A 17,357-nucleotide genomic window follows, 5' to 3' on the forward strand; every position below is an offset into this window, starting at 1 on the left:
TTGAAATTAATAAAAAATATTCAGTCGATAGCAAAAGAAGTGATAGTACAAGAGGCACAAGCCCTACAAAATTTGGCTACTCTGATTGATAACGAATTCGAAAACTGCGTACAAACTATCCTGGATGCGGGAGGAAGAGTTGTCGTTTCAGGGATTGGGAAAAGCGCCATAGTAGGGCAGAAGATAGTTGCTACCCTTAATTCAACCGGTACTCCCGCCTTATTTATGCACGCGGCCGACGCTATTCATGGCGACCTGGGCATGATTCAGGCCAACGATGTCGTCATTGTCATTTCTAAAAGTGGGAATACTCCGGAAATAAAAGTTTTGATCCCACTTTTGAAACGTACTGCTGTCAAGATCATCGCGATGGTCAGCAATAAGGACTCCTATTTGGGGCAGCATGCCCATGCCATTTTGCATGCCCATGCTCCTCTGGAGGCCGATCCATTAAACCTCGCTCCAACGACTAGTACTACGGTTACCATGGCCTTAGGCGATGCCTTAGCCATTTGCCTGCTGCAGGCCAGGGGGTTTACTCACGACGATTTTGCGAAATTTCATCCGGGAGGATCTTTGGGGAAACGTCTTTATCTGAAAGTGAGCGATATCTGTGCGCATAATCTTATTCCCACGGTAGGCGAAACGGCCAGTTTAGAAGCGGTCATTCTCGAGATCACTTCCAAAAGATTAGGCGCCACCGCTGTGGTCTGTGCTGAAGGGAAGTTGGTCGGAATTATAACTGATGGTGATTTGAGGCGGATGCTCCGGCAGCATGGTATTAGCAATTTGTTGTCGCTGACTGCATCCGACATTATGACCCGGAATCCTATATCAGCACTCCCCGACGACTATGCCGTGGATGTACTGGAACGGATGCAAGCCAAGAGTATTACCCAGGTGGTGGTAGCTCAGCAGGGTGAAATTATAGGCTTTGTCCATCTGCACGACCTTCTGAAAGAGGGTTTAATCTAATGCCCAGGAGAGGTACATAAAAAAGGAGCAGGACCACTTGAATGATCCTGCTCCTTTTTATGAGTTGGCCCGTAGTAGGTCTATCGCAGACGGCTAGATTGTTGTACGATCTTCTCGTCGCGACGAATAAATCGATTGGCGAATACGTTAGAGAGCATTGAAGCCACCAAGCCGTAGAAGCCCATGTCGTACTGACCCGGAAGTGTTTCGTCAAATAATTTGGCAGTGGAATAATAAGTGAAGTAAATAACCAATCCGATAATGATGGTCATCAAAATTGAGTTTACCGCACATAATGCCGATTGCAAAACCCTGTTTTTATACTGAAAAATGGCATATCCTGCCACGGCGGCCACCAATATAGCCAGAATTAGCAAATAGTATACAGGTTGAATGTTGGTGCGTACGGCGTCCATCTGATGGGTAAGCTTCATAGCCGTAAGAGTGGCTTGTTGTTCTCCATCTGTTGAGACCTTAAACCAAATCGGGAAAGACAGAAAAACACCCATGCCAATCATAACAAGGGCAAGGAAGATGGTCTGGATTCGCTGTAACATAGTTTTATTAAATTGGATGTTAATATAGAAAACTGTTTTTTACTGAATAGTTGATACCAGATCGCCGTAAAGATCAAATTCTTCAGCAGAAGTAATTTTTACCTGAGCATAATCTCCTAAGCGCACGTACTGACTGGCCGGGATAAGCACTTCATTGTCTACTTCGGGAGAGTCAAACTCTGTACGACCAATAAAATGAGCTCCTTCCTTACGATCGAAGAGTACTTTGAGGGTTTGTCCCACTTTTTGTTGGTTAAGTTCCCAGGAAATGCCTTGTTGGAGTTCCATAATGGCATCGGCACGTTCCTGTTTTACCTCTGCTTCAATATCGTCCGCAAGGGAATAAGAATGGGTCTGGTCTTCGTGTGAGTACTGAAATGCACCCAGTCTGTCGAAACGCATTTTTTCTACGAACTCATAGGTTTCGTCGAATGCCGCCTCGGTCTCTCCTGGGTGACCTACAATTAAAGTGGTTCTCAGGGCAATACCCGGAACCTTGTCCCGAATACTGTGGATAAGGTCCTCTGTCTTTTCCCGTGTAATACCGCGTCGCATGGTTTTCAATATCTCCGTGGAGCCTGATTGCAAGGGCATGTCCAGATATTTACAAATATTGCTGCGCTCGTTCATCACATCCAGGATATCCATAGGGAAACCTGCGGGGTAGGCATATTGCAGCCTGATCCATTCAATTCCTTCTACGTCGGACAGCCTGGCCATTAGTTCCGAGAGATTACGTTTCTTGTATATATCTAGGCCATAATAGGTCAGATCCTGAGCTATTAGGATCAGTTCCTTCGTGCCCCGACGGGCCAGGGATTGGGTTTCTTTTACCAGGTCATCTATAGAGCGTGACACATGACCACCTCTCATAATGGGAATTGCACAGAAGCTACAGGGACGGTCACAGCCTTCGGCGATCTTCAGATAGGCATAATGCGCTGGAGTGGTTAAAAGGCGCTCTCCCACCAATTCATGCTTATAATCTGCCTTTAGGGTTTTGAGTAAGCGAGGAAGTTCGTTGGTTCCAAACCAAGCGTCTACGGTAGGTATCTCCAGGGCTAATTCATCCTTATAACGATGCGAAAGGCAGCCTGTTACATATACTTTATCGACCATGCCTGCTGCCTTGGCATCGGCATAGCGTAATATCGTATTAACAGATTCTTCTTTGGCGTTATCGATAAAACCACAGGTGTTGATCACCACGATCTGAGCGTCGTCCTTCTTGGACTCATGGTCAACGTTAAATCCATTGCCCTTAAGCTGAGTGAATAAGACTTCGGAATCCACCAGATTTTTAGAGCAACCCAGGGTTACTATATTGACCTTATTCTTTACTATTCCTTTTGTTTTCATGGTAGGTTAGCCCTTAGCAAGTCGCTATTAGCTAGTTAAATATGATTTTCTAATCATAGGGACATGCATGCAAGTCCACGTTTTGAAATGGGGTGCAAAGATCGGGAAAAATTGATTAACAAAGGCTATAATCTTTCGTGAAATCGGCTTTCCGGTAGGGATTCTAGCAGCACTTACAGGCATATGTTGGTATCCTGTCCAATAAATGCAGGGTTCTTCTACGAAAATGGATCTCCTAAGGATGGTCTGAACTGAAATATATCTGTTTTAATGGCTATTGCCCCAGGCAGGCCTAAGTAGGCGCTCGCCGGCCTTATCCCAAGTGAAATAAAGGGGAGCAGCATGCGATTAGACGAGGGTGGAGCCAAAAGCTTTGGATATCCTCAGTAAATCTAAGGATGAGGTCATCAGTAAGATGTTTACCATATCCAGGTCTGACTAATTAACTACTTAAATGGGTCTCTGGGGGGAATTAGTAGTGAAGCGATTAGGAAACCACGGAAAACACTGGATGCGGGCTCCCGGAGCATAAAACAAAGTAAGCTCAGGCATTCCATGGGCTTACTTGCTTTTGATTGTCGAGGATTTCAGACCTTTAGGTAATTTCTTAGCCAATTTTTTTGAAAAGAGAATCGACAAACTCAGCTCTGTCGAACACCTGAAGATCGTCCATCTTTTCACCTACTCCTATGTATTTGACAGGTATTTTAAATTCGTCAGATATGCCAATTACTACGCCCCCTTTGGCGGTGCCGTCCAGCTTGGTAACGGCCAGGGCCGTAATCTCGGTTACCTTTGTGAATTCTCGTGCCTGGATAACGGCATTTTGGCCGGTAGAGCCATCGAGAACTAAAAGCACTTCGTGGGGAGCGTCTGGGATAATTTTCTGCATGACCCGTTTAATCTTAGAAAGTTCATTCATCAGATTAACCTTGGTGTGCAGTCTCCCGGCTGTGTCGATGATTACCACATCCGCACCCGTTTCCTTGCCTTTTTTAAGGGCATCATAGGCCACTGCCGACGGGTCAGTATTCATGCCATGATCGATCACCGGTACATTTACACGGGTGCCCCAGAGTTTAAGCTGGTCCACAGCTGCTGCTCTGAATGTATCAGCTGCCCCGAGAACCACCTTATGTCCCCGTTGGTGAAACTGATGGGCAAGCTTACCGATGGTGGTAGTTTTCCCTACTCCATTTACACCCACCACCATGATAATATAAGGTTTGGGTAGGTGCTCGGTTTCAAAACTGTCGACAAGATCCACCGACTTATTTTCGGTCAGTAGCTCTGCTATTTCTTCACGAAGTATCCGGTCCAACTCTGCCGTAGTGGCATATTTGTCTTTGGCTACCCTTTCCTCAATACGCTTTATAATTTTGAGCGTTGTTTCAACACCAACGTCCGAACTTACCAGAATGTCTTCCAGCTCATCCAGTACCGCTTCGTCAATGGTTGTTTTTCCGACAATGGCCTTAGATAGCTTACCAAAAAAACTATCTTTGGTTTTCTCTAAGCCCTTGTCTAATGTTTCTTTTTTTTCTTTTGAAAAAAAACCGAATATGCTCATAATCAAGTAAAATAATGGTAATGGGAAAGGTGTCAGGACATCGTTGGGCCAAAAGCCCAATTGGACTTCACCTTATGCTTGCCAAAATTATAACAAAAAAAGTCCCAATAAGGGACTTTTTCAAAATCAAAAGCAAAAACTTTTAAAATAAGGTTGGCTAAAACCCTAGTTTTTTAAAGCTCCTTGTACGCCTTCCAGGGGTACGATCTCTTCTTTGAAGGTATAAGCTCCAGTTTTTGGAGATTTAACGGCCTTAATCACTTTGGCAAATGATTTACCGCCTTCTTTTTTCAGGGTAGCAACTACTTTCTTTGCCATAACTGTATATTTTTAATATGTTTAGTTAATTCGATTATCCGTTATTTTTCCGTGCTCTACACCGTTGGGATAGAAACATCTTAACGGCTAACACTTCTAACGTATTATTTAATCTCTTTGTGTAAGGTGTATTTTCTCAGGAATGAGTTGAATTTCTTCAATTCCATTCTTCCTGGAGTGTTCTTACGATTCTTAGTCGTGATGTAACGAGACATTCCTGGTACACCCGTTTCTTTTTGTTCAGTACATTCTAATATAACTTGAACTCTGTTACCTTTCTTAGCCATTGCTTTTCTTCGTTTTTACAAATAGGACTGCAAAGGTAATAACTTTCGGATTATAAGCAAATTATGGATTTAAATATTATGGGAAAATTTGTCAGAAAATTATAAATGAATAAAATTTATTGGTTTCGTATCGTCGAAATATTAATATAACTGCTTGTATATAAAAGGTTTGTGAGAGTAGGGCTCCGATATCTGCTGCTTAAAATTTGCCTTGAGGCAAGGAAATGTAAGACAAACTTGCTTTCTTCGTACATTGAATCACGACTATTGAGCATAGCTGGCGAAAATCTTTAAATTTTTATTTCTAATGACATTCAAAAAAAGTACCTCTTTGGCTATTATCGCCTTGTTAGCCTCGGTGTGGATCGGTTGTTCTTCAAAAGAAGACCGCGAAAAGTATGACGCTTATTATGGTAAAGGGAAGCAGGCCCGTGAAGAGGCAGCCCTGGTAGCCATAAAAAATCAGGAAAAAATAGCGGTTCCCGCAGCCGCACCGGTGTCTACGGCACCCGCTGCTGATACTACTGCAGCGGCAGCAGATAGCGAGGAGTCTGCAACAACTACAAATCCTGCTGCAGCCACTGAAGTAGGAGCCGCATCGACAGCAGAAGCAGCTCCAAAGAAGAAAGCGGTGCCCGCAGAGGTTTCGGCCTTGCTTAGCAAACATGCCTGCCTTGCCTGCCACCAGCCTTACGAGAAGGTTATTGGTCCGGCCTATGCTGATGTTGCAAAAAAGAAATACTCGGCTGAGAAGATTGTGGAACTTGTTCATAGTCCTAAGCCTGAAAACTGGCCTGGATACCCTCCCATGGCGCCTATGGCCCATGTACCGAAGGGGGATATTGTCATTATTGCCAATTGGATTAACTCACTGTAATCCCCCGATTAGAGTGAAAGAAATACGGGTCGTCCATCCAATGGTCGACCCGTATTTGTATCTTTGTGTTTGTATTTGTGAAGATTATGATAGAAAAAGCACCCCAACCCATCGAACTTACTGACGATATTATTCAATCATACGAAGCGGTTATAGGCCTTGAAGTACACTGCCAGCTGCAGACTAACTCCAAGTTATTTACCCAGGACCTGAACCAGTTTGGTACGGACCCGAATACCAATGTAGGGCCCATAACCATCGCATTGCCAGGTACACTACCCAAGGTGAATAAAACGGCTGTAGAATACGCCATACGCTTAGGTCTGGCTTGCGGTAGCTCTATTAATCAATATTCAATTTTTGACCGTAAGAATTATTTTTATCCCGACCTGCCAAAAGGATACCAGATTTCTCAGGACAAACATCCCATATGCCTGCAAGGAGGAGTGGCCATTACTGCCAAAGGAGCCGATGGTAAGGTTGCTGATCGCTTTATTCGCTTTCACCATATTCATTTGGAAGAGGACGCCGGTAAGTCGGTACATGAAGGTAGTGATGAAAATACCTTTCTAGATTACAATCGTGCGGGTACTCCACTGGTAGAAATGGTATCGGAGCCAGATTTGCGTTCAGCGGAGGAAACCGGGGCGTTCGTAACTGAAATCAGGAGGATAGTCCGATATTTGGGGATTAGCGACGGAAATATGGAGGAGGGATCCCTACGGGCCGATGTGAATGTGTCAGTGCGTAAGAAGGGGGAACAGGCCCTAGGGACGAAGGTCGAGATCAAAAATATGAACTCGATTCGCAATATGATGAAGGCGATTCATTTTGAAACGCAAAGGCAGATAGAGGCCCTGGAATCGGGCCAGGCTCTTATTCAGGAGACCCGAATGTTTAATGTCGAAACGGGCGAGACTTATGGTATGAGGGTTAAGGAGACTATGAACGATTACCGTTACTTCCCTGATCCTGATCTTACGCCATTGGTGGTCTCAGACGCTTGGTTGGCAGAAATAAAACAAGCTATGCCGGCCCTCCCTCATGAACTTAGGGAAAAGTTTGTAACTCAATACGGTATACCCGCTTACGATGCAGCGGTCCTTACCGATAGCAAGGAGCTGGCCGCCTATTTTGAGGAAGTCTGCACACAAACAACCGCCTATAAAACAGTGTCCAATTGGCTGATGGGGCCTGTCAAGTCATTCTTGAATGAACATGAAGGGGATATCGCTCAGTTTCCCTTGTCTGCAACTAAATTAGCCGAATTGATTGCCCTCAGTGAGGCCGATTTGGTTAGTCACTCTACCGCTGCTCAAAAAATTTACCCTTTACTTCTTGATGACCCTACCTTGGATCCCAAAGAAATTGCACAGTCCAATAACTGGCTGCAGAATAGCAATACGGGAGAGCTGGAAACGTTGATTAAAGAAGTAATGGAAGCCATGCCTGACAAGGTAAGTGCCTACCGCAAGGGGAAAAAGGGACTTATGGGGCTATTTGTAGGGGAAGTAATGAAGAAATCTAAAGGGTCGGCTGATCCTAAAAAGGTGAATCAATTGCTATCTGAAATGCTTTAGGTCGATTGTGGCTGTAATCTGAAAAATTAAAATTAGATGAAGAGAATTAAATTATTACTTGTAATAACCCAGCTGCTAGCGTTTGGGTTAATTCACGCCCAGGAAACGATAAAGCCCAAGCCCTTTACTGTATCTGGAAATGTGGCGGGGGGCGCCGCAGGAGATAAGGTAATATTAGGCCAATCGCTCGCAACAGGGGGTATGGCTAAAATTGATTCAACTGTTCTGAATGCCCAGGGGCAGTTTAATCTTACGGCTCAGGAATCTGATGGTGGTAGTTTTTATACGCTGGGCTTTGCCAACGGACAAAAGGCTGTATTATTAGTTGAAGGGGGAGAGGAGTTCAAAGTTGAGGTAACGGAGGCTGGCGCTAACGTTACTGGTTCTCAGAATATGGCTTATTATGCTAAAATAGATTCACTTATGCAGGGATTTTCGGCTAAAGTCGCCCAATGGAATGAAGCATATGCGAAGGCCGAGGAAAAGAAGGATACTAAGAAAATTGCGGAAATTCAGAAGGCCTATACTCAGGCCGATGCCGAGCGTATTGCTGTCATTCGTAAACTGGTACCAGAAATGGGTACTTCATTAGTAGCGTTATTTGCAGCAAACAATTTCCTAAATCCTGATACCGATTTGGAAATACTCAGTAAACTAGCCAATGACTACGAACAGATAAAACCAACACCCACATTGGCTCAGGGGTTTATTGGTCAAATTAAGCGGATGAAAGGGCTTTCTATTGGAGAAGTTGCCCCGGATTTCACGCTGGCCAGCCCGGACGGGGAGGAAGTTGCTCTTTCATCACTGAGAGGACAATATGTGCTAATTGATTTTTGGGCCTCCTGGTGTGGCCCCTGTCGTCAGGAAAATCCGAATGTGGTGAGAATGTATAAAAAGTTCAAACCCAAAGGCTTCGATATTTATGGGGTCTCTCTCGATAAAGAAGCTTCGGCATGGAAAAAGGCTATCGAGAAGGATAATCTGACCTGGGTACATGGTTCCGACCTCAAGTTCTGGAACTCGACTGTGGCGCAGACCTATGGGGTAAGTGCGATCCCGGCCACATTTTTGCTGGATAAAGAAGGTAAAATAATTGCCAAAAATCTAAGGGGGGCTGCTCTGGAAGCAAAACTTACTGAACTTATGGGCAACTAAGCTAGTAGTTGATATTGGCAGAAAAAAGCCTGGATTCTACACAAGGATCCAGGCTTTTTTAGTTGACTTAGTATGAATTTTATTGCTCAATAACGCTTGTCGAATCCAATGGAGACTCCTTAGGCCCCTTGTCCTTCTTGCCAAAGATAGACAGGTGGACATAACGTTTGGGTTCTTCCCGGAGGTTAGTCATTAATTTATTAAGGCTCACTATAGTCAAGTTCAGGTTGTTATAAAGGGTCTCATCGGTGATCAACTTTCCGGCGGTTCCCTTTCCTGCTTGGACACCCCCTAAGATTTTCTGTAAGTTGGCAATACTTTGGTTCGCCGAATTAAGGGTTTCTCCAATGCGTAATGCATTTAGCGAGTCGGCAAGGGTATTTGTTTTAGTCAGTAATGGTTTCAGTTGCTTTTCTGTTTCTATCAGAGAGTTCGATAGCTGGTTCAGGTTATGGAGCGTGCCAGCCAGGGCCTGACGATTGTCGCCCAGTAAGCCGTTGAGATTGGCTGCGGTCTGGTCATAATTTTTTAAGACTTGGTTGAGTATTTGCCCAGTTTCTTTGAAGCCGGTCACAACAATATTTAGATTGCGAACCAGGGAATCCGCATGGGTTACTACGGGGAGAGCCTTTTCCTGAAGCAGGGAAGATATACCTGCTTCAGTGCTTCCAATAAGGGTATCTTTGTCGGTTAGCACGTTAGGTAAATTGCCCATGGATAGACGAATAACCTTACCTCCCAGCAGCCCTCCGTCGGCCAAAAGAGCTGCACTGCCATCTTTTAAGGCTATTCCTTTGCGGATATCCAGGGTGACCAGTAAGTGGTTATTTCGTTCGGGAAGTAACCTGATGGCCTGAACACGGCCAACGTTGAGGCCATTCAGCAGCACAGGATTAGACACTGTTAGCCCATCAATATTGTCATAGATAACATAATATTTATGAGTCTTGGAAAATATGTCCGACCCTTTGAGAAGATGAAAACCGAAATATAACATTCCGATTGCCACCAGGCCCATTATTCCTACTTTGGTTTCTTTACTGATTTTCATGGACTATGTTGACAGCGCCTTATGAGTCGAGCAACGATTATGATTAACAATGAATGTATGGGACCTTAACGGTCCATTTCTTTTTTGTAATTCTTGAATGCCTGGAAAATCACTTCTGCCACCTCGTTCTGGCCATCTCTGGATCTCAGATACTGCTCTTCTTTCGAGGAAGATAAAAACCCCGTCTCGATTAATACGCTTGGCATAGACGCACGCCATAATACTAGAAACCCTGCTTGTTTTACACCTCTGCTGTCTCGGTCGGCTAAGGTTTTAAAATTACGTTCTACATGATCTGCAAAGCGTACACTGCTGGAAATGAATGCACTCTGATAATTGGCAAGCATAATATGGGCTAAGGGCGAATTAGGATCGAAGCCTTTATATTTTTCCTTGTAATTGGTTTCCTTCAAAATTACAGAATTTTCTCGTTTTGCAACTTCCAAGTTACCTTCAGTTTTATGAAGTCCCATTACATAGGTCTCAGTTCCCTGTACCGAGCTCGCTCTTGGCGTGGCATTACAATGCACGGATATGAATAGGTCGGCTCGATTTCTGTTCGCAAAGGCTGAGCGTTCGGTTAGCTCCACGAAGACATCTGTAGAGCGGGTATAGAGTACCTTTACGTCGGGAAATTCTTTTTTAATACGTTTGCCCAGGTCTAAGACCACATTAAGGGCTACATCTTTTTCCTGTGTTGTACGGCCACGGGTACCAGGATCTTTTCCTCCATGGCCCGCATCAAGAACTACCGTTTTTACTTTGGTTACTGCAGCCGATGACTTCAGGCTGTCGGTTTCTGGCTTGTCCTGGATACTAAAGGCAAGGCTGGCAACCAGAAAACATGAAGCAATGATGAATTTAAGAACTTTTAACATTATTTTTCAGTTACGGCGTTATTTGTCTGGGGAATCTCTGTTAATTTTGAGACTACATTGCAAAAATACGTTATTTGTTAGAACTGAAAAAAAAGGCGATTATTATATCGCTTACACTGGTGTCCTTTCTTTTTTTTGGCATAGTAGGATGTGCCAGAAAGAATACCCCTGAGCGTGGGAATGTCAAGGCTTCCTCAGGTTTGCCTGTCGATAGCCTGTCTATGGCTGTGGACAGCGCCGCTATGCCCAAAATGCTTTCCGATTCTATCCTGCTTGCTTCTGACTCATTAGCTATCGATAGTGTGCTGGTCAATGGTAAGATGGTGGCACGCTCCGATTCTGCCTCCGCCGATTCCCTAAGTAATCCTGATGATTTACAATATGTAGTTAAGTATACAGCCCGGGACTCTACTATCATGGAGGTGGACAAAAAGGAGGTCCATATGTACGGAGAAGCTGAAGTCACTTATGGAACCATTAATCTAAAAGCGGATTATATTCGGCTCAATTGGATTACCAACGAAGTGTATGCGATTGGTAGCGAGGATACTACTACTACAAAAATGATTGGGGAACCCATTTTTCAGGATGGTGCTACAACCTATAATACCAAGGAGATTCGGTATAATTTCAAATCTAAGAAGGCTATTATCAAAGGAATTGTCACACAGGAAGGAGATGGTAATATCCGGGGAGAACGCGTCAAGAAGGATGAGGAAGGTAATTTCTATATCCATAAGGCCATGTATACCACCTGTAATCTGACGCATCCTCACTTTTATATCAATGCGCCTAAGATCAAGCTCGTTCACCAGAAACAAGTGATTTCTGGGCCATTTAATATGGTAATCAGCGATGTACCCCTTCCAATTGCTCTCCCCTTTGGATTTTTTCCTTTTCCTAAGAAAAAAGAAATTGGTACATCGGGCATCATCTTTCCAACTTATGGTGAAGAGCCTAATGGACGAGGGTTTTATTTGCGGAATGGAGGGTACTATTTTGCGATTAATGAATATGTAAACGCTCAAGTAACCGGACAAATATATTCCACAGGAAGCTGGGGTGTGGGCTTGGCATCCACCTATTCCAAACGTTACCGATACAATGGAAGCTTCTCTTTTAACTTTAATAAGAACCGTTCGGGAGATGAGGTTGATCAGATTTTGAATAAGAGTGTTTCAAATGATTTCAGCATCCTTTGGTCCCATACCCCTAAGCCAAGGGGGAATTCTACCTTCTCAGCCAATGTGAACGTGAGTAGCAATCGCTATAACCAGTTTCAGGAATATAATGTAGAGAAGTATACGTCCAATGTTGCCAGTTCTTCGGTTCAGTATAATCGGACATTTGGGCAGTATATGCGGGCGGCAGCTAGTTTGCGGGTAAATCAGAACTTTGGTCAAGTGAATCCTACCACGCAGATCAAAGAAAATGGCAAGACCAATATCAATAGTAGCTTTAGTTTTGGGGTCAATCAGATCGCCCCATTTGCCTTGAAAAACGCCCGCGGACGTTGGTTCGAATCATTCCGCTTAGGTATGGACTTTAGTGGCGACTATGCCGTTAGCAATGTTTTGAGTGCCATTGATACGACCTATACTAGCCTTGGATTCAGACTGACCGAGGCGATAGACACGGCAAGGATAGGAAAGCAGGAAATATTGGACTTTACGGTGGGCAATCTGCCAGATATGCTCCAAGATGCTCAGTTTACCGGGCGTTATAGTCTACCCATCTCCTTACCCAATTTTAAGGTACTCCGTTTTATCAACCTGACCCCGTCTATGTCCTTAAATGGGGAGGTGTTTACCAAGCAATATCGTTATACCGAGGTAGAGCCAGGCCTGATCAGGATGGATACCCTAAACAAGGCAGGGACTCAGTATTCATATAACTTCGGGGCTGGAATCAATACCCGGTTCTATGGTACCTTTTTTGTTAAAGGCAAACGGTTAGAGGCCATCAGACATACCGTAATACCTTCCTTATCTTTTACCTATACTCCCGACTTTACAGGAGAAGCCTTTGGTTTTTACCAACGGATTGACGTTGTAGACTCAGAGGGGGTGTTAAGAAAATTATCTCTATCTAAATTTAATGGTATAGGGTCGGGCGTAAGTAATGGACGAGCCTCCAGTGTAGTCTCTTTTAGCCTGAACAACTCCTTCGAAATGAAGCTCAGGTCTAAAAGCGACACAGCAGCCACTCAATTTGAAAAGGTTTCCTTACTGGATAACCTCAGTTTGGGCGGTAATTATAACCTGCTGGCCGATTCTTTGAACCTGTCCAATATTACCCTTAATGCCAATGCCAGGATAGGAAAGAACTTGAATCTGAATTTCAACATGAACTTGGATCCTTATACCTATGTGGCCGACAGTTATTATACTCAGGGGAGGAAGATTAATAAGTTTGCTATCACCCAGGGCGACGGTTTGGCCAATCTCCAGAATCTGGCATTTACACTTGGGACCAATTTTTCACCCAAACAGTCGCAATCGTCCAAACCCAAACCGGGAGAGAACAGCACTGCAACAGCGGAGCAACGGGAATTTATTCAGCAAAATCCAGACATCTATGTAGATTATACCATTCCCTGGAACATCAGTCTGAATTATAACTTTAACTTGTCCAAGCCGGGTTTAGCGGCTACTACCATCGTACAAGCGGTGAATGTGACCGGCGATTTGAGCCTTACCAAGAATTTCAAGATTAGCGGAAGCACGGGTTTCGACTTCGTTGCTTTTAAACCGACCATAACCCAGCTTACCCTCTATCGCGATCTTCATTGCTGGGACATGAGTTTTAGTTGGACGCCTTTCGCCGGAAGTCGGACACGGATGAGTAATTATAGCTTTACATTAAAGGTCAAGTCTAGTATCTTGCAGGATCTTAAGGTTTCCCGACGTCGTTCTTTCTACGATCAGGCCGCGTACTAATAGGGATGGCCCGCCCAAGCAGGTTGCCTATTGAGAGGGGAAACTGGATAGACTCCGCCGCTAGGAATAGGGTGACAAATGTACCGGGATTGGCAATTTATGGCATGAGGGTACCAGGCAAGTGGAGGATTAAGATCGGTAACCAACTAAAAAAAGCCCGACAGTTTGCCGGGCTTTTTACTGAAATGAGGGCTTCCTTATTTCTTGGGAACTACTTCACCATTGAGCATAAGGCTAATGGAACCACCTTCTGTATTACTATATACCGTCACAGGCTTATTGAATGGGCCTGCTGCAGCGGCATTATAGGTGGCCTTAACACTTCCAGTTTTTCCAGGAAGTACGGGCTCTTTAGACCAAACAGGTGTTGTACAACCACAGGATACAGTAACATTAGAGATGACAACTGGATCGGAACCCGTGTTGGTGAACGTGAATTCGTGTGTAACGGGTGTGCCTTGAGGGACTTTCCCGAATTTGTGTGTTTCTTCTTTAAATTTTAAAACGCCTTTCTGAGCAAAACTTACGGTCGAAAGACCTATCAGTAAAACGAATGCTGAAAAAAATAATTTCATGATTGCAGTATTACATTTAAATGGTTGACATGATTTCCTAGGACAAGGATAATATTAATTAAGGGAAACTAATAAATATTAACCAATATTAACACAAGTGCGGAAAGATATTGCCAAGATAGTAAAGATTATTATTTTCCTCCATAATTTTGGCTCTAACGCAAAAAAATGTAATTTAACTACATAAAAACCCTGTATCGCTTGCTTATGCTTTTAAATGACCAATTGACCGGCACCATTGATTTAAAGAAGGAAACCATCCTGAAGGATTATCGCCTTGCCTGCGAGAGCCGTCAGGTGAGTTTGTTGGGGAGGAAGGATACCATGGGAGGTCGCTCAAAATTTGGGATTTTTGGAGATGGTAAAGAACTGGCGCAGTTGGCATTGGCTCATGTGTATCAGATGGGCGACTTTAGGTCGGGCTACTATCGCGATCAGACTATTGAAGCGGCAGTGGGGAATCTCACATGGAGATCTTTTTTCGCTCAAATGTATGCTCATGCCGATTTGGAACATGAGCCGAGTACGGCTGGACGCTCCATGAACGGGCATTTTTCTACCCGCTGGCTGGACGAACAGGGAGACTGGTTAAATCAGACAGAACTTTATAATTCAGTTTGTGATATTTCTTCTACGGCAGGGCAGATGCCTAGAGCAGTAGGCTTAGCTTATACTTCTAAGCTGTATCGTAAAATGCCTTCCTTACAGGATTTGGAAAAATTTTCTAGGAAGGGTAATGAAATCGTATTTGCCACAATAGGGGATGCATCCACCTCTCAGGGAATGTTTTGGGAGACCTTGAATGCGGCCGGTGTGTTGCAAGTACCTTTGTTAACTTCAGTATGGGACGATGGTTATGGTATTTCGGTGCCCGTAGCCTATCAGACTACCAAGGGTAGCATATCGAAGGCCATGGCCGGCATGCAGCAGACCGAGGAAGAGCTAGGTGTACATATCCTTACCGTCCGAGGCTGGGATTATGTAGCCCTTCTGGAAACCTACCAGACAGCGGCAAATATTTGTCGTAATCAGCATATACCGGTATTGGTACATGTTACGGAGCTCACCCAGCCGCAAGGGCATTCAACATCCGGATCTCATGAGCGATATAAGTCAAAGTCAAGACTGAAATGGGAGCGGGAGCACGATTGTAATATCCACTTCCGTAACTGGATTATTGAAAATGGCTATGGGGATGAGGAGGAATTAGTTGAAATTGAGATCGAATCTAAAGAAAAGGCCCTGCAGGAGCGAAATTTAGCCTGGCAATCCTATCGCCAAGAGCAGGATGCGCTCTACCTTTCCTCTGTTCAAGCGATGCAGGAATATATGAAGGCTAGTCCCAATGCCGAGGAGGTCAGCAATGTTATTCATGATTTATCGAAAACTTATTTGCCCACCCGTAAGGATGTGGCGGGAAGTCTCCGTAAAGTATTAAGGATCGATCGTGCCGAAAAAAGCCTGGCGAAAAGCCAGCTCCTGGAACGACTCCGGACGTTGCTGGATTTGGGTGCAGACAAATACAATACCCATCTCTATAGCCAGACGGAGTTCAGCCCTATGCAAGTGGTTGTGGAAGCTGCTCGCTATGATGATGATGCCCGTATGGTAGATGGACGAGAGGTGATTCGCGCCTATTTTGATGGCTTGTTCCAAAGAGATCAAAGAGTTTTTGCCCTCGGTGAAGATGTAGGTCAAATCGGGGATGTGAATCAGGGCTTTGCTGGGCTACAAGAAAAATATGGTGAAGATAGAATCACCGATACCGGTATCCGCGAGACCACTATTGTGGGCCAGGGAATAGGAATGGCAATGCGGGGGCTTCGGCCGATTGTGGAGATACAATATTTTGATTATATTTATTATGCCTTACCGACCTTGACTGACGATTTGGCAAGTTTGCGTTATCGTACGGCAGGAGGGCAAAAAGCACCGCTTATCGTGCGGACCAGAGGTCACCGTTTAGAAGGTATCTGGCACTCGGGGTCGCCAATGGGCACCATGATCAGCAGCCTGCGGGGTATGCATGTACTGGTTCCCAGAAACTTTACCCAGGCGGCAGGTTTTTATAATACTTTGATGAAAGGAGATGACCCTGCTCTGGTAATTGAACCTTTAAACTCTTATCGTCAGAAGGAAAAGTTGCCCTCTAATCTGGATACTATTTGCTTGCCTCTGGGGGTGCCAGAGATACTAAAAGAAGGGAATGATCTGACTATTGTTACCTATGGCTCCATGTGCCGGATTGTGATGGAAGCGGCTACTCAACTCAGTCATATGGGTATTGAAGTGGAGGTGCTGGATGTTCAAACTCTTTTGCCTTTTGATATCAATGGGCTGATCGTTACATCCATCAAAAAGACCAATCGGGTGATATTTGCCGACGAAGATATGCCGGGAAGTGCATCGGCATATATGATGCAGCAGGTACTGGAAAAACAAAATGCATACAGGTGGTTGGATTCTGCTCCTCAGACTATATCGGCTAAGGATCATCGTCCGCCTTATGGATCTGACGGAGATTATTTTACCAAACCAAATATGGACGATGTGATTGAAAAGGCCTATGCCTTGATGCACGAAGCCCGACCAGCTGATTACCCATCGATGTTCGAGTAAGTCCTTTTAACCTATTATCATGTACCGCAGGTACGGAAAACGAGCAATGGACCTCTGCCTTTCCTTATTGGCAATGGTTTTGCTTTGGCCCTTAGCCTGTTGTCTGGGACTATTGGTATTCTTATACTTTCGGGAAAATCCAATCTTCCGGCAGAGAAGACCGGGTAAAGATGGAATCCTTTTTACTATTTATAAGTTTCGCTCAATGCCTTCTCTGCGAGACTCCGGCGGTAAGCTATTTCCTGACAGCCAACGCATTACTCCATTCGGAAACTGGTTACGGGCAAGTTCCCTGGATGAGATGCCACAGGTATGGAATGTATTCACAGGAAATATGAGTTTGGTGGGGCCGAGGCCTCTTTTACCCGAATACCTTCCTTTATATAATATTAGCCAAGGGCAACGACATCGGGTCCGGCCCGGCATCACTGGTTGGGCTCAGGTCAATGGCCGAAACGCCATCTCCTGGAAGTCAAAATTGAACTTCGATACGGAGTATGTAGTGCTTTATTCCTTCCCGTTCGATTGTAAAATATTAGCAATTACACTTCGGCAAATGATTGGGAAGAGGCAGGTGGAGTATTCGATTGTTGAAAAGTTTAACGGTAATTAAT

The 17,357-nt window shown here is 44.5% G+C and carries 15 protein-coding genes; 7 read left to right on the forward strand and 8 right to left on the reverse strand.

Annotated features, from left to right (window positions below; all coding sequences use genetic code 11):
* Complete coding sequence (locus X939_RS0120040; protein WP_025765066.1) at positions 1 to 975, forward strand: KpsF/GutQ family sugar-phosphate isomerase; 975 nt, start codon at positions 1 to 3, stop codon at positions 973 to 975.
* Between the two features lie 80 nt (positions 976 to 1,055).
* Here the strand turns inward: X939_RS0120040 and X939_RS0120045 are convergent, their stop codons facing one another.
* From X939_RS0120045 to rpmG, 5 genes are all read right to left on the reverse strand, one after another.
* Positions 1,056 to 1,532: a DUF4293 domain-containing protein gene (locus tag X939_RS0120045; RefSeq protein WP_025765067.1), complete on the reverse strand. Its 477-nt coding sequence runs from the start codon at positions 1,530 to 1,532 to the stop codon at positions 1,056 to 1,058.
* A gap of 39 nt (positions 1,533 to 1,571) precedes the next feature.
* Positions 1,572 to 2,891: a 30S ribosomal protein S12 methylthiotransferase RimO gene (gene rimO, locus X939_RS0120050; RefSeq protein WP_025765068.1), complete on the reverse strand. Its 1,320-nt coding sequence runs from the start codon at positions 2,889 to 2,891 to the stop codon at positions 1,572 to 1,574.
* Between the two features lie 607 nt (positions 2,892 to 3,498).
* Complete coding sequence (gene ftsY, locus X939_RS0120055; protein WP_025765069.1) at positions 3,499 to 4,461, reverse strand: signal recognition particle-docking protein FtsY; 963 nt, start codon at positions 4,459 to 4,461, stop codon at positions 3,499 to 3,501.
* Between the two features lie 165 nt (positions 4,462 to 4,626).
* Positions 4,627 to 4,779: a DUF4295 domain-containing protein gene (locus X939_RS23480; RefSeq protein WP_084299585.1), complete on the reverse strand. Its 153-nt coding sequence runs from the start codon at positions 4,777 to 4,779 to the stop codon at positions 4,627 to 4,629.
* A 104-nt stretch (positions 4,780 to 4,883) separates the two neighbouring features.
* The gene (gene rpmG, locus X939_RS0120065; RefSeq protein ID WP_025765070.1) at positions 4,884 to 5,066 is read right to left on the reverse strand and encodes a 50S ribosomal protein L33; all 183 of its coding nucleotides are present in this window, start codon (positions 5,064 to 5,066) and stop codon (positions 4,884 to 4,886) included.
* A 307-nt stretch (positions 5,067 to 5,373) separates the two neighbouring features.
* Between rpmG and X939_RS0120070 the strand changes: the two genes are divergently transcribed.
* The 3 genes from X939_RS0120070 to X939_RS0120080 all read left to right on the forward strand — a co-directional run bounded on the left by X939_RS0120070 (position 5,374) and on the right by X939_RS0120080 (position 8,681).
* Positions 5,374 to 5,943 (forward strand): c-type cytochrome, encoded by a 570-nt coding sequence (locus X939_RS0120070; protein ID WP_025765071.1) that lies wholly within the window; start codon positions 5,374 to 5,376, stop codon positions 5,941 to 5,943.
* Positions 5,944 to 6,029: 86 nt separating this feature from the next.
* A complete protein-coding gene (gatB, locus tag X939_RS0120075) occupies positions 6,030 to 7,523 on the forward strand; it encodes an Asp-tRNA(Asn)/Glu-tRNA(Gln) amidotransferase subunit GatB (protein WP_025765072.1) in 1,494 nt (497 codons plus the stop codon).
* A gap of 36 nt (positions 7,524 to 7,559) precedes the next feature.
* Complete coding sequence (locus X939_RS0120080; protein ID WP_025765073.1) at positions 7,560 to 8,681, forward strand: TlpA disulfide reductase family protein; 1,122 nt, start codon at positions 7,560 to 7,562, stop codon at positions 8,679 to 8,681.
* 79 nt (positions 8,682 to 8,760) lie between these two features.
* On the opposite strand, the gene X939_RS0120085 is transcribed toward X939_RS0120080, so the two are convergent.
* Together X939_RS0120085 and X939_RS0120090 are read right to left on the reverse strand one after the other, a co-directional pair.
* Positions 8,761 to 9,732, reverse strand: a complete 972-nt coding sequence (locus X939_RS0120085) for an MlaD family protein (RefSeq protein WP_025765074.1) — start codon at positions 9,730 to 9,732, stop codon at positions 8,761 to 8,763.
* A gap of 65 nt (positions 9,733 to 9,797) precedes the next feature.
* The gene (locus X939_RS0120090; protein WP_025765075.1) at positions 9,798 to 10,610 is read right to left on the reverse strand and encodes an N-acetylmuramoyl-L-alanine amidase family protein; all 813 of its coding nucleotides are present in this window, start codon (positions 10,608 to 10,610) and stop codon (positions 9,798 to 9,800) included.
* A 74-nt stretch (positions 10,611 to 10,684) separates the two neighbouring features.
* Here X939_RS0120090 and X939_RS0120095 point away from each other — a divergent pair, with 74 nt between their 5' ends.
* On the forward strand, positions 10,685 to 13,549 hold the full coding sequence (locus tag X939_RS0120095; RefSeq protein ID WP_025765076.1) for a putative LPS assembly protein LptD: 2,865 nt from the start codon (positions 10,685 to 10,687) through the stop codon (positions 13,547 to 13,549).
* Positions 13,550 to 13,746: 197 nt separating this feature from the next.
* On the opposite strand, the gene X939_RS22715 is transcribed toward X939_RS0120095, so the two are convergent.
* Positions 13,747 to 14,124 (reverse strand): DUF1573 domain-containing protein, encoded by a 378-nt coding sequence (locus tag X939_RS22715; protein WP_044200160.1) that lies wholly within the window; start codon positions 14,122 to 14,124, stop codon positions 13,747 to 13,749.
* A gap of 207 nt (positions 14,125 to 14,331) precedes the next feature.
* Here X939_RS22715 and X939_RS0120105 point away from each other — a divergent pair, with 207 nt between their 5' ends.
* Entirely contained in the window at positions 14,332 to 16,743 is a 2,412-nt protein-coding gene (locus tag X939_RS0120105) for an alpha-ketoacid dehydrogenase subunit alpha/beta (protein ID WP_025765077.1), read from the forward strand.
* A 19-nt stretch (positions 16,744 to 16,762) separates the two neighbouring features.
* Positions 16,763 to 17,356 (forward strand): sugar transferase, encoded by a 594-nt coding sequence (locus X939_RS0120110; protein WP_025765078.1) that lies wholly within the window; start codon positions 16,763 to 16,765, stop codon positions 17,354 to 17,356.
* The last annotated feature ends 1 nt before the right edge of the window (position 17,357 follow it).

The sequence above is a fragment of the Dyadobacter tibetensis Y620-1 genome, from assembly GCF_000566685.1.
Lineage (GTDB): Bacteria > Bacteroidota > Bacteroidia > Cytophagales > Spirosomataceae > Dyadobacter > Dyadobacter tibetensis.